Source organism: Paraburkholderia bryophila, from assembly GCF_003269035.1.
Taxonomy (GTDB): domain Bacteria; phylum Pseudomonadota; class Gammaproteobacteria; order Burkholderiales; family Burkholderiaceae; genus Paraburkholderia; species Paraburkholderia bryophila.
In genome coordinates, this window is the sequence record NZ_QLTK01000001.1 from 336,810 (window position 1) to 350,721 (window position 13,912).

Here is a 13,912-nt window from a genome sequence, read left to right on the forward strand (position 1 = left end):
CTCTGGCGCCCTCGCGAAGCCGCGAATGTCGATTACCGGAATCCCCGAATCCTTGAATCCTCGATGCTTCGATCCTTCGACCGTTCGCCGACCCCGCGTCGAACAGCCTGAATCCATCGAAAATACGGGCCGCGCGTGGCAGCGATGTTGCGGCTGTTACGCATCATTTGAGCCGCTTCAAATGGTCCGTAGCATTTGCTGCCGCGGGCGGCGCAGGGCGCCCGCTTTCATGCCGCTGCTACGCGGCTTCCAGGCAGCTTCGCTAGCGCTTCCATGCCGCTGCGACGTCACCCATCGGCATCATCGCGAGCAACGCGTTGCCAACCCGTTCGATCACCGCCGGCCAGTCGCCCGGCCGCGCCTGACGGAACAGCCGCGCGCCCGGATACCACGGGCTGTCGTCTCGTTCGAGCAACCAGCGCCAGTCGGGCGCGCGCGGCAACAGAATCCACACCGGCCGGCCGACCGCGCCCGCCAGATGCGCCACCGACGTATCCACCGTAATCACCCCATCGAGCGCATCGATCAGCGCCGCGGTGTCCGCGAAGTCGGCAAGCGCGTCGTCGAAACACACGACGTCACTCGCCGCCAGCGCGGCGCGATCGCGTTCGCGCACCTGCGGTTGCAAGCTCACGAACGTCGCATCGAGCGCGAACAGCGGCGCGAGTTCGGCGAACGACAGCGAGCGGTTTTCGTCGTTGTTATGGCGAGGATTGCCGGACCACGCGAGGCCGATTTTCAGCCTGCGCGGCGTGGCGATGGCGTCGACACGGCGACGCCATGCATCGCGCCGCCGGGCATCGGCATGCAGATAAGCGGCCGGCGCGGGAATCGTGTCGAGCGTCGTACGGAAAGCGAGCGGCAGGCTCATCAACGGAACCTGAAAATCGAACGGCGGTATCGCGTCGTCTTCGCTGACGATGCAACTCACGTCGCGCAACGACGCCAGCAGCGGCGCCAGTTCGCGCGGCGCCTGCAGGATCACCGTCGCGCCTTTCGCATGAACGAGGCTCGCATAGCGGCAGAATTGCAGCGTGTCGCCGTAACCCTGCTCCGCGTGCAGCAGCACGGTCTTGCCCGCGATCGGTTCGACGCCGAGCCAGAGCGGACGGTCGGCGTGACGCCGGTGCAGCGCCACGTCGGTAGCGTGCCAGCGCGCTTCGTGCAGCGGCCAGCCGGCCTTCATGTCACCCATCAGCAAGCGACAGTACGCCTCGGAGCGACGCGCCGCGCCATGATGCGGATCGCGTTCGCAGGCCTGCACGTACGCGCGCAGCGCGGCTTCGTGTTCGCCGATCTGCTGCAAGGCGACCGCGCGCGTGTAGAGATGCTGTGCGGATTCGGCGGGGGCGCAGGCGGCTTCTGCGTGACTGTCCATTGCCTCGTCGTAGCGCGAGAGCTGCTGCAACGTGACGGCGCGGTTGTACAGCAATTCCGGATGCGCACCGGTCAGCGCGAGCGCGCGGTCGTAGCCGTCCAGCGCCTCGTCGTAGCGGCCGAGCGCGCGCAGCGCTGCCGCGTGGTTGCGCAACGCGTCGATATGGTCGGGGGCGCGTTTGAGCGCTTCGCTATAGGCCTCGGCCGCTTCCTGATGACGACCGAGCCCGAGCAATGCGTTGCCGCGTCCCACCCACGCCGTCGACTGCTCGCGATCGATGGCGAGCAACCGGTCGCAGCGTCGCAGCAGTTCCGCGTGCGCATGCAGCATGTCGAGCGCGACGCAGCTTGCGTAGAGCAGCGCCGTGTCGTCGGGTGCCAGTCGCAGGCCTTCGTCGAGGATCGTCAGCGCCTCGGCGGCACGCCCCAGTTCCGTCAACGCGATGCCCGTAGCCAGCAGCAACGCCGCACTACGGCCGCAAACCACCATCGCGAGGCGATATTGCCGCAACGCTTCGTCATGACGGCCGACTTCGCGCAGCGCGTGACCGCGCTCGGCGTGCGTGACGGCATCGTTGGCATCGAGCTTCAACGCGCGCTCCAGGCTGATCAACGCATCGGCGGGCCGGCCCAGCGCGCGCAACGCGACGCCGCGGCGGCTCCACGCCTGCGCTTGCGCGGGCGCGCGTTGCAGCGACCGGTCGTAGGCCGCGATCGCTCCGTCGAAACGTTCGAGACCCAGCAGCGCGTCGCCCACCGCCGTGTGAGCGGGCGGATGTGCCGGGTCCAGTTTCAACGCTTCGTCGAGCACGGCGAGGGCGTCGCGATAACGGCCCACGCCGACCAGCGCCGCGCCGTGATTCGTGTAGTTCCAGGCTTGCCGCAGGCCCGCGCGCATCGAGCGTGCGATCAGCGGCTCCGCGCGCGCCGCATCACCCTGACGCAGACAGACGAGTCCCAGCAGATGCAGCGCCTCGACGTTGTCGGGCGATAGTGTCAGCACGCCTTCGTACAGACACTGCGCTGCGCCGAGGTCGTTCTTCTCCAGCAGCGCGCGCGCATTGCGCAATGAATCGGCGATCGCCACCTGCATGGCACCCGCGCTCGCCACCAGCGCGAACGGAGAGGCGGCGTCTTGCGCCTGATGCCGGTTCACCGGTGCGCTCCCTTCACGAGCGCCGGCAACGCCGCCTTCACGGCTTCGACAACCGGCGCCCAGTTCCCCGCCTCGGCCTGACGGAACAGCCGCGCGCCCGGATACCACGGATTGTCGTCGCGATCGAGCATCCAGCGGAAGTCCGGCGTATGCGGCAACAAAACCGCAAGCGGACGCCCCAACGCGCCCGCAAGATGCGCAACCGACGTATCGACACTCACCACGCAATCCATCAGCGCGGTCAGCGCGGCCGTGTCGGCGAAATCCTCGATCTGATCGCCGACGTGACGGAGCGCACTCGCGGCGAGCACTGCCTGGTCTTCGTCGCGCACTATCTTTTGCAGGCTGATCCAGTCGAATGCGTCGTCGAGTAGCGGCAGCAGATCGGCGAGCGGCATCGAGCGATTGCGGTCGTTCAGATGCAGCGGATTGCCCGACCACACGAGTCCGATACGCGGCCGTTGCGTCCGTTGCGACACACCCAGCCGCCCGGCCCAACGCGCGATGTGCGTGGGATCGGCCGACAGATACGGCACCTCGGCGGGAATCGACGCCGGTTCGGTGCGGAACTCGAGCGGCAGACTCAGCAACGGACAATGCAGATCGAACGGCGGCAATGGCCCGCCGCGCGCGACCAATGCGTCGACACCGCGGAGGCTCGCCAGTAGCCCGGTCAACTCGCGCTGCACTTCGAGCACGACCGTTGCACCGAGCGCCTTCACGAGCGGCACATAGCGGCAGAATTGCAGCGTGTCGCCGAGGCCCTGCTCGGCATACAGCAGGATCGTGCGGCCCGCGAGCGGCATGCCGTGAGTCCATCTCGGCTGCACGAACTCGCGGCGGCTGCCGTCGAGTTGCGCGTCGCGCCAGCGCCATTCGTATTCGCTCCAGCCGGCCTCGAAATCGCCGATCGACAGACACAGAAACGCGCGCATGCAGTGGGCGAGCACGTAGTCCGGATCGATTTCGATAGCCTGCGCGTAAGCCGCTTTCGCTTCCTCATGACGCCGCAAGGAACGCAGCGCATTGCCGGTGTGAAAATGCGCGAGCTTGTCGCGCGGTGTTGCTTGCAGCACGCGCGCGAAATCGCCGAGCGCGTACTCGAAACGGTGAGTTTCGAGCGACACGCGCCCGCGCGTGAACCATGCGGGCACGTAATCCGGTTCGAGCGCGAGTGCGCGTTCGCACGCCTGCCGCGCGTCTTCGTAACGCTTGATGCCGATCAGCGCGCTGGCGTAATTGCACAACACGCCGAGGCTGTCCGGTTCGATGTCGAGAGAGCGCGCGTAGCTCTGCGCGCCGTCGCCGTCGCGGCCCAGATGACAGGCCGCGTTGCCCCGGTTCGCGTGCGCCTTGGCGTGATTCGGCTCGATGGCGAGCACGCGGTCGCAACGCGCCATGGTTTCCCGATGCCGCCCAAGCTGTTCCAGCGCGACGGAACTGTTGTAGATCGCATCCACGAAACTCGGACTCGCCGCGATCGCCGCGTTGAAATCGGCGAGCGCGTTGCCGGGTTCGTGCAGATCGAGAAACGCGACGCCTCTCAGGAACAGCACCTCCGCACTGCCCGGCACGAGCGACAACGCCAGACCGTAGTTATCCGTCGCGTGCTGGAAACGGCCCAGCTCGCGCAACACACGTCCACGTTCGCGCAATACGTCGAAGGAGCGGCCCGCTAGCGACAACGCGCGGTCGCAGCAGACCAGCGCGTCGGCGCAACGCCCCAGCGCGCGCAGCGATTCGCTGCGCTTGAGCAGCGCCTCGGCGAAACCGGGATTGATGTCGAGCAGACGGTCGTACGCGGCGAGCGCATCGTCGTGACGGCCGAGTTGCGCGAGCAGACCCGCGCGCTGAAACAGCGCGCGTTGATGGCCGGGATTGAGCGCGAGCGCTTCGTCGAGCCGCGCCAGCGCGTCTTGCGTCCGCCCGAGACCCAGCAGCACGGCCGAGTGATTGGCGAGCGCCAGCGCGACCGGCTGCCGTTCGATCGAGCGGCTCATCAACGCATCGGCTTCCTCTAGCCGTCCCTGCTGGAAACGCACCGCGCCGAGCAGATGCAGCGCTTCCGCATGCGCGGGGTCGAGCATCAGCAACTCGGCGTACGCGGCTTCCGCCTTGTCGAGGCCGCCCCCGGTGTGCGCCTTGCGCGCCCGTTGCAACAGACGGTCGAGCTGCGCGGCGTCGGGCTTCGGGACCTCGTCTCGCGCCCGCGCGGCATCTGTCTGGATCGCGAGCGTCGTCCCTTCCCCATTCGATGTCATGTGTTTCAGCCCCTGTTGCCGCGCTCGCGCCCGGCGTTTTTCAGTCGAGTTCAGTCTGCCGCGTCCGGCCGGCCGATGGCCGCCTTGACCGCTTCGATCACGCCGCCCCATTGTCCCGGCGTGCCTTGCCGGAACAGCCGCGCGTCGGGATACCAGGGACTGTCCGCGCGTTCGCGCAGCCAGCGCCATTCGGCCGGGTCCGCCAACAGCACCCAGACCGGCTGACCCAGCGCGCCGGTCAGATGCGCGACGGCCGAGTCGACGGAGATCACCAGATCGAGCGAATAGATCAGCGCCGCGGTGTCGGCGAAATCGTCGAGTTCATCGTCGAGTCGAATGATCGGCGAGTCGCCGAGCCATGCCTCGTCCTGCTCGCGCACGGTCTTTTGCAGACTGATCCAGTCGACGTCCAGCGCGAACAGCGGCGCGAGCTGCGCGAAATCGATCGAACGGTGGTGGTCGTTGCGGTGCTCGGGATTGCCGGCCCATGCCAGCCCGATGCGCGGACGACGTCCGTTGCCGAGCCGTTCGGCGAATTGCCGGGCGCGCTCAGGGTCCGCCTGCAGATACGGCGTGTGACGGGGAATGCTCGCCAGTTCCGTGCGCAACGCAAACGGCAGGCTGAGCAGCGGACACTGATAGTCGAAGGCCGGCAGCGGCTCGCCTCGCGCGAGCACTTGCGCAGGGCCCGGTAACGTCGTCATCAGCTTGCGCAAGGCCGGCTGTACTTCGAGCACCACGCGCGCGCCCAACGCCGCCAGTTGCGGCGCGTAGCGGCAAAACTGCAACGTATCGCCGAAGCCCTGTTCCGCGTGAATCAGGATCGTCTTGCCGTCGAGCGGCTCGTCGCCACGCCACAACGGTTGCGCAAACGGGCGATAGTGCCGCGCCAGTTCGGCGTCACGCAAACGCCATTCGTAGCCGGCCCAGCCTCGTGCGAAGTCGCCTTGCGCGAGATACAGCGAGGCCCGCGCGAAATGCGCGTCGACGTAGTCGGTCTTCAGTTCGATCGCCCGGTCGTAAGCGGCCTGCGCTGCGTCGTGGCGTCCGGCGTCGTAGTGGAGATTGCCGCGATTGAAAAAGTGGGTGGCGTGATCCGGTCTGATCTGCATCGCCGTGTCGAGCGCGCTCATTGCTTCGTCGTAACGATGCAGATCCTGCAGCACGTTGCTGCGGTTGGTCCACGCTTCGCCGAAGCGGTCATCGAGCGCGAGTGCTGCGTCGTAGCTGGCGAGTGCTTCGTCGTAGCGCTTCAGATAGCGCAATGCCGTGCCGCGGTTGCAGTGAATCTCGGCCGCGCCGGGGTTCAGCGTCAACGCAAGGTCGTAGTTCGACAGCGCCGCGTCGTAGCGCTTCAATTGCAGCATCGCATTGGCGCGGCAGGTCAACGCGCGCGCATGGTGCGGGTCCAATGCGAGCACTCGTGCACAACGGGCGATCGCTTCTTCGGATCGCCCGAGACGGTCGAGCGCGACCGCGCTGTTGTAGAGCGCCTCGATCATGCCGGGCTCGGCGGCGATGGCTTCGTTGAAGGCCGCGAGCGCTTCGTTCAGCCGGCCGAGGTCCACCAGACACAGGCCGCGCATCGACAGCATCACGGCATTGCCGGGCTGGCTCGCAAGCGCACGCTCGAAGCTTTGCAGCGCTTCGGCGGTACGCTGCAATTCGCGCAGAACCAGGCCACGGTTGAACCACGATTCGAACGACGCAGGATCGACGACCAGCGCGCGGTCGTACGTGTCGAGCGCTTCCTCGCGCCGCCCCAACGCGCGCAACGCGCCGCCGCGATTGCACAATGCGTCGAGCACGAGCGGCGAGATCGACAGTACGCGGTCGAACGCGTCGAGCGCCGCCGCATGGCGACGCAGCGTCGTCAATGTATTGCCCTTGCGTACCAGCGTCTGGATGTCGAGCGGATCGAGCCGCAGCGCGGCGTCGAACTGCGCGAGGCCGGCGTCGGCGCGTCCGGATTCGGCCAGCACCGCGCCGAGATCGGACAACGCGCGCGCGGTAGGCGTCAACGCAATCGATTGGCGCAGCAACGACTCGGCGTCGGCTACCGCGCCGCGCTGGTAATGCAGCACGCCGTAGAGATGCAACAGCTCGGAGTTGTCGGGGTCGCTCGCGAGGAGCGTTTCATACTCGCGCGCCGCTTCGTCGAAGCGCCCTGTCGCATGCCAATCCCTCGCACGCGATAAATTCGCCACGCCGCGCCGCGCGGCCGACGCGTCTCCGCCCAGCGCACCCGCTCGCGTGTCTCGTGAGTATCCCGCCTCCACGTTCGCCCCCTCGTCATGTTGCGCCAAGCGCCGCCGCTTCAATCGTGTGACACGATCTTTGAAAGTGGCTGCTTCATACCGAGACTAGGGACGGGCGATAACAGGCGTATGACGAAAGTTACGGAACATTTCCTCGACTATGCGAATCGCATTGAATCGGGCGAAATGCGGCTGCGCGCGGCTGCACGCAACTGAGACGCGACCGCAATGTGTCTGCGGTGCGACACTGAACCGAGAACGGCCTCTAACGCACGCCTCATTGCCCGATCGGAATCATCCGCACGAATTCGACCGGCGGACTGCCGAGCGCGACGGTGAACTTGAGCCCGCGCGGCAACGGCATGCCGAGCGACGTGATGTTGCTGATGCCGTGTTGCGACAGAAAGCGCGTGTACGCCGCCTCGACGGCGGGTTGGCTGGAGGTCCAGCCGTCCGGCGCGATCCATACCGCCAGTTGCATCGAGCGCGCGTTGTCGCTGACGACAATGCGCGCGAACCGATCCATGTGCTGCAGCGCGTCGTCGAGATCGGCGAGCGAACCGAGCGGCTGTGAAGCGCTGCGTGTGAGTTCGCGGCCCTTCAACTGATAGCGCACCACCTGCACCTGGGTCGGCCCGCTGCCGATGCCGAGGTGCCGAACCAGTACGAGTTCATTGGGCCGGATTCGCAAGGGCGGTCCGAAGACCTCGTCGGCGGTGACGAGGTTCAGCAGGTCGTATTGCATCTGCGAGAAGTAGCGGCCGATCAGCCGCGTCTGGCCGAGGTTCGCGACGATATCGTCGCGTCCTCGAATTGTCGCGTCGAGGCCGCGCCACGACAGCAGCGCGATCACGGCGAGCAGCGTGATCGCGACCAGCATCTCGATCAGCGTAAAGCCCTTCGCTCGCGGCGCGCCGCGCGGATTAGTGGCGCGCTTCATCCTGCACCACGGTCACGACTTCGGCGAGCACGCTGCGGCTCGACGCGGACGGCAACACGCTGACCGTCACCTGACGCACCAGCGGGCTTTCGAAGGCCGTCACCACCTGACGGCAGACGAACGGATACGGGCCCTGCGGGCAGGCGAAGGTGCTGCGTCCCACGGGCGGCCAGGCGGAGGAGATGCGGATAGCGGCCAATGCATTGTCGGCGCTCCACAGCGCGAGCAAACGGGCGCGCGCGCTGTCGGTATCCGTCGCGAGCGAGCCGATCGCGCGCAGCACCGCGCCCAGCGCAATGGCGACGATCGCGAGCGCGATCAGCACTTCGATGAGCGTGAAGCCAGCGGACGCGCCGGTCGTTGCGCGCGCACACATCGGCCGCGTCCATGGCCAGGCGGCAGGCGCGTGCCCTATGGGACGGACACTCATCGGATTCCCCGCGGAAGAAACGATCGGAACAGACGATCAGGTCGGCTCCCGCCGCGTCGTCGGATGGCTCAAGCGCTCAAGCGCAGCCGACTGCGCGGCGACGCCGCATTCGCATCGCACAGCGCGGTTGAGACGGGAAGCAGTCCGCTGACGGTAACGGCCGCCTGTGGCATCGGTGTGTCGAATGGTACGGACCATTTTTTGCGCGGAGGCGGCGGGGGTTATTGCTGGTTGCAACGCGCGCTCAGGTCGTCCAGGCCGCGCCATCGGGAAAACGATAGCGCTCGAGCGAGGCCGCGTGCATTTCGATGCTATAGCCCGCCCGTTGCGGCGGCATATAACGCCCATTGCGGATCACCACGGGATCGACAAAATGCTCATGCAGATGATCCACGTATTCGAGCACGCGATTCTCCAGCGACGCCGACACGCACAGGTAGTCGAATAGCGAAATATGCTGCACGTACTCGCACAAACCGACACCGCCCGCATGCGGACACACCGGCACACCGAATTTCGCCGCCATCAGCAGCACCACGATCACCTCGTTCAGACCGCCGAGCCGGCAACTGTCGATCTGGCAAAAATCGATTGCCTGCGCCTGCAGCAACTGTTTGAACATCACCCGGTTGTGGCAATGCTCGCCGGTCGCCACGCCGATCGGTTTGAGCCGCTCGCGGATCGTCGCGTGGCCGAGAATGTCGTCGGGGCTGGTCGGTTCCTCGATCCACCACGGGTCGAATTGCGCGAGGCGTCGCATGTTCGCGACCGCTTCGTCGACGTCCCAGACCTGGTTCGCATCCATCATCAGCTTGCGGCTTTCGCCGATCTCTTCTCGCAGGATGCGCGCGCGGCGCATGTCTTCGTCGAGATTGCCGCCCACTTTCTGCTTGAAGTGCGTCCAGCCCTGCGCGACGCCTTCGCGCGCGAGGCGGCGAATCTTGTCGTCGTCGTAGCCGAGCCAGCCAGCCGAGGTGGTGTACGCCGGGTAGCCGTGCGCGAGCATTTCCGCTTCGCGCGCACCGCGTGTCGACGCATGACGATGTAGCATCGCGATCGCTTCCTGAGGCGTGATCGCGTCGGTCACATAACGGAAGTCGAGACAGCGCACGAGTTCTTCCGGGCTCATGTCGGCCAGCAGCTTCCACACCGGCTTGCCTTCCGCCTTGGCCCACAGGTCCCAGACGGCATTCACGACGGCGGCGGTCGCCAGATGGATCGCGCCTTTGTCCGGACCGATCCAGCGTAGTTGACTGTCCGACGTCAACGCGCGCCAGAACGCGCCCATGTTCGCCGCGATCTCTTCCAGCGTCTTGCCCACGACCAGCGGCGCTAGCGCCTTGACCGCCGCCACGCAGATCTCGTTGCCTCGCCCGATCGTAAACGTCAGGCCATGGCCGGTGAGCCCTTGCGGCTGCGTCGAATCGGTTTCGAGCGTCACGTAGGTGGCGGAGTAATCCGGCGCCGCGTTCATCGCGTCGGAGCCGTCCAGCGAACGCGAAGTCGGAAAACGGATGTCCCGAACGGACAGGTGGGTGATCGTAGTCACTTGCGCACGCTCCTGAGCGACAGCTATCGATGTCCGCCTGTCCCTACCCCGCCCGACGGAACCAGAAAGAGAGCGGCCGGCGCCACGCGCGCGGCCTCTCCCATTGCGCCCTGACGGCGCAACTCAGTCATACAGCACGGCGGCGATCTTCGGGTCGCTCATATTGCTCTTGTCGTACCAGTAGAAGCCGGTGTCGACTTTCTTCGGCAGCTTCTCGCCCTTCAGCGCCTTCATCGCCGAATCGACGACGCATTTGCCGATGCCGACCGGGTTCTGCGTGATCGCGCCCAGCATCAGTCCGGAATTGATGTCGTCCTTCTGCTCCTTGCCGGAGTCGTAGCCGATCAGCACGAGCTTCTTGCCCGACTCCTTGACGCCGATCGCAGCACCCTCGGCCGAGCCTTCGTTCGAGCCGAAAATCCCCTTCAGATTGGGATTGGCCTGAATCATCGCCTTGGCGATTTCCGCGGACTTCAGGTGGTCGCCGCCGCCGTATTGCACGGACACGATCTTGATGTTCGGATGCTTCGCCTTCATTTCGTTCAGGAAGCCGTCGCGACGGTCCACGCCCGTGCGGCTGGTCTGGTCGTGGACCACGAGGCCCACCTCGCCCGCATCGCCGATGGCGGCCGCCATCTTGTCGGCGGCGAGTGCGGCCGCAGCGAGATTGTCGGTCGCGCAGGTGGTGAGCGGAATGTCGCTGTCCACGCCCGAGTCGAACGCAATCACCGGTATTTTGGCGGCCTGCGCGCGGCGCAGCAGCGGAATGGCCGCTTTACTGTCGAGCGCGGCAATGCCGAGCGCCTGGGGCTTCTTGGCCAGCGCCGCCGACAGCATGTCGATCTGCTTGTCGACCATGGCCTCGGTTTCGGGACCTTCGAACGTGATGCGGGCTTTCTGTTCCTTCGCCGCCTGTTCGGCGCCGGCTTTGACGGCTTGCCAGAACTGATGCTGAAAGCCCTTCGAGATCAGCGGAATATACGGTTCTTCCGCGCGGGCCAGATTCGTCACGCCGACCAGCGCGCCCACGCCGACCACGACACCGAATAGTTTTCGATTCAACATGGCAACTCTCCTCGTAAGGTGGACCACCGCCTTCATTGATGAGGAAGCCCTTGCGCGCTCCCCGTTCTGATTTCGCTTTCTGGCTTCGTTTTCTGGCGCCTCAGCGCTTGCTGCGCCGCAGGATATCGGCATACACCGCGAGAATGATGATCAGCCCGGTTACGACGATCTGCCATTCCTGCGCGACCGACATGATGCGCAGCCCGTTGGTCAGCACGCTCATGATGAAGGCGCCGATGATCGTGCCGAGTATGGTCCCCGCCCCACCGCTCAGCGACGTGCCGCCGATCACCACGGCGGCGATCGCCTCGAGTTCATAGCCCTGGCCGAGCGCCGGCTGAGCGGAATTCAGCCGCGACGCGATCAACAAACCGGCAATGCCGCAAATGGCCCCGCCGAGCGCGTAAATGGCGATCTTCCAGCGATCGACGTTGACACCCGACAGACGCACCGCTTCTTCGTTGCTGCCGAGCGCGAACGTGTAGCGGCCGAGCGCCGTGCGTTTTAACGTGAGCGAACTCACGATCGCGAGAAAAAACAGGATCAGCACGCCGTTCGGCACCGGCAGGTTCGGCAGCACATTAGCGATCAGCGAATCCTGCGAGATCAGGTAGAAGTTTTCGGTGTCGGTGAAGTAGATCGGCTTGTCGGCCGAGACCACCAGCGAGAGGCCTTTCAGCAACAGCATCATGCCCAGCGTCGCGATGAACGGCGGGATTTTCATCTTGGCGATGAGGGTGCCGGAAATGGTCCCGCACACCGCGCCCGCGCCGATCGCGGCGAGCACGCCGGTCCACATCGGCAGATGCCAGTAGGTCAGAAACACGCCGCAAATGACGGCGGTGAAGGTCATCAGCGTGCCGACCGACAGATCGATGCCGCCGGTGATGATGATGAACGTGCAGGCAATCGCCAGCACGCCGTTGACGGCGGTGGCCTGCAGAATGCCGAGAATATTGTCGATCTGCATGAACGCCGGCGACGCGAAACTGAAAAACACCAGCAGCAAAATCAGGCTCGCGAACGCCAGCATTTTTTGCAGCGCGGCTGGCGCGAAAAGGCGCGCTCTCAGGCCGGAGGCACGCCCCTCGCCCGCTAACGCCGACGTTTCCGATGGCAACTTCATTCAGACCTCACGAGGTTCATGCCGCTGCTTTCAAGGTGTCGCGTTGGGTCGCGAGGTGCATGATGCTTTCCTGCGATGCCTCGGCGGCCGAGAGTTCGCCGGTAATGCGGCCTTCGCACATCACGACGATGCGGTTGCTCATGTGCAGGATTTCCGGCAGTTCCGACGAGATCATCACGATCGCCTTGCCTTGCGCGGCAAGCGCGCGCAGCAGTTTGTAGATTTCGCTTTTGGCGCCGACGTCGATACCGCGCGTGGGCTCGTCGAAGAACAGCACGTCGCAGTCGCGTTCGAGCCATTTGGCGATCACGACCTTCTGCTGATTGCCGCCCGATAGCAGGCGCACCGGCTGCGTTGCGGACGGCGTGCGAATCGCGAGCAGCTTGATGAAATGACCAGCCGTGCGGCGAATCCGTGCGCGTCGGAGGAAAAAATGGAGCGACAGGAATTGGCGCAGATTGGACATGACGATATTCGACTCGACGTCCATGCCGGTCGCGAGACCGTAGCGCTTGCGGTCTTCCGACAGATAGCCGATGCCGTGCGCGACGGCGTCGCTCGGCTGGCGGATCGTCGCCCGTTTGCCGCGCACGATAATTTCGCCGGATTCGATCGGATCGGCGCCGAACACCGCGCGGGCCACTTCGGTGCGGCCGGCGCCCATCAGGCCGGCAAAGCCCAGGATCTCGCCGTTGTGCAGCGTGAAGCTCACGTCTCTAACCAGCGGACCGGCGTTCAGGTGTTTGACTTCGAGCGCGATCTCGCCTTTGTGCGCGGCGTTGCCGGGTGGCTCGACGTCGGTCAGCGTACGCCCGACCATCATGCCGATGATCGTTTCGACACTGGCGTCCGCAGCCGCGACGGTGGCCACGTATTCGCCGTCGCGCAACACGGTCACGCGGTCGGCGATCTGCTTGAGCTCGTCCATTTTGTGGGAAATGTAGACGATGCCCACGCCCCGGCTCTTCAGCTCGCGGATGATGCGGAACAGTTCGGCGATTTCGGCGTCGTTGAGGGCCGAGGTCGGTTCGTCCATGATCAGCACGCGTGAATCGAACGACAACGCCTTGGCGATTTCGACCATTTGCTGTTTGGCGACGGTGAGCGAGCCGACCAGCGCGCGCGGGTCGATGTTCACGTGCATGCGGCCGAGAATGTCGCGCGCCTGTGCGTTGAGCTTGTCTTCGTCGAGGAACACGCCGAGGCGTCCGCGCGGTTCGCGGCCAATGAAGATGTTCTGCGCGACGCTCAGGTGGTTCATCAGTTGGAGTTCCTGATGAATGATGCCGACGCCGACGGCTTGTGCGTCGCGTGGGCTTTGAAAGTCGACCGGCTCGCCGTCGACGAGGATGTCGCCGCTGTCGCGGGTGTACACGCCGGCGAGAATTTTCATTAAGGTCGATTTGCCCGCGCCGTTTTCGCCCATCAGCGCGTGGACTTCACCGGTCATGAGTTCGAGCTGGACCTCGTGAAGCGCTCGTACGCCGGGGAAGCTCTTGCTGAGCTTTCTGACGGAAATCAGTGGGATCATGGCGCGGATCTGACGACAAATCCGCAACGACCGCGAACCTCTACGCGAGAGGCAGGTCGAGAAAACGCCGGGTGTGACCGGGTTGGGTGAAGGAAATCGCCACGAGAAACCAGACGCATTGCTGGACTCCCAAATCGATGTGCGACGATTCTACGCTGGTGGGCGGTGGAGGCTCAAGGCGGGGCATTCCCGGAGGTGGGGCAAACGACCTGCCGCGCC

General features: G+C 65.3%; 9 protein-coding genes. All 9 read right to left on the reverse strand.

The annotated features are described in order from the left end of the window. Nucleotides 1-262: 262 nt before the first annotated feature. Entirely contained in the window at nt 263-2,470 is a 2,208-nt protein-coding gene (locus BX591_RS01505; RefSeq protein ID WP_111929342.1) for a tetratricopeptide repeat protein, read from the reverse strand. 59 nt (nt 2,471-2,529) lie between these two features. After that, nucleotides 2,530-4,794, reverse strand: coding sequence for a tetratricopeptide repeat protein (locus BX591_RS01510; protein ID WP_111929343.1), 2,265 nt, complete (start codon nt 4,792-4,794; stop codon nt 2,530-2,532). Between the two features lie 50 nt (nt 4,795-4,844). Next, nucleotides 4,845-7,001: a tetratricopeptide repeat protein gene (locus BX591_RS01515; RefSeq protein ID WP_244146904.1), complete on the reverse strand. Its 2,157-nt coding sequence runs from the start codon at nt 6,999-7,001 to the stop codon at nt 4,845-4,847. A gap of 328 nt (nt 7,002-7,329) precedes the next feature. Continuing rightward, nucleotides 7,330-7,992 carry a PulJ/GspJ family protein gene (locus BX591_RS01520; RefSeq protein ID WP_111928981.1) on the reverse strand — a complete coding sequence of 221 codons (663 nt, stop codon included), beginning with the start codon at nt 7,990-7,992 and terminating at the stop codon, nt 7,330-7,332. Next, entirely contained in the window at nt 7,976-8,368 is a 393-nt protein-coding gene (gene gspI, locus BX591_RS01525) for a type II secretion system minor pseudopilin GspI (protein ID WP_244146903.1), read from the reverse strand. The genes BX591_RS01520 and gspI overlap by 17 nt, the downstream gene beginning before the upstream one ends. A gap of 298 nt (nt 8,369-8,666) precedes the next feature. After that, nucleotides 8,667-9,971, reverse strand: a complete 1,305-nt coding sequence (locus BX591_RS01530) for an L-fuconate dehydratase (protein WP_111928983.1) — start codon at nt 9,969-9,971, stop codon at nt 8,667-8,669. Nucleotides 9,972-10,094: 123 nt separating this feature from the next. Next, nucleotides 10,095-11,036: an ABC transporter substrate-binding protein gene (locus BX591_RS01535; protein WP_111928984.1), complete on the reverse strand. Its 942-nt coding sequence runs from the start codon at nt 11,034-11,036 to the stop codon at nt 10,095-10,097. Between the two features lie 100 nt (nt 11,037-11,136). Continuing rightward, nucleotides 11,137-12,162: an ABC transporter permease gene (locus BX591_RS01540; protein ID WP_111928985.1), complete on the reverse strand. Its 1,026-nt coding sequence runs from the start codon at nt 12,160-12,162 to the stop codon at nt 11,137-11,139. A gap of 16 nt (nt 12,163-12,178) precedes the next feature. Then, nucleotides 12,179-13,693 carry a sugar ABC transporter ATP-binding protein gene (locus tag BX591_RS01545; RefSeq protein ID WP_111928986.1) on the reverse strand — a complete coding sequence of 505 codons (1,515 nt, stop codon included), beginning with the start codon at nt 13,691-13,693 and terminating at the stop codon, nt 12,179-12,181. Nucleotides 13,694-13,912 lie beyond the last annotated feature (219 nt).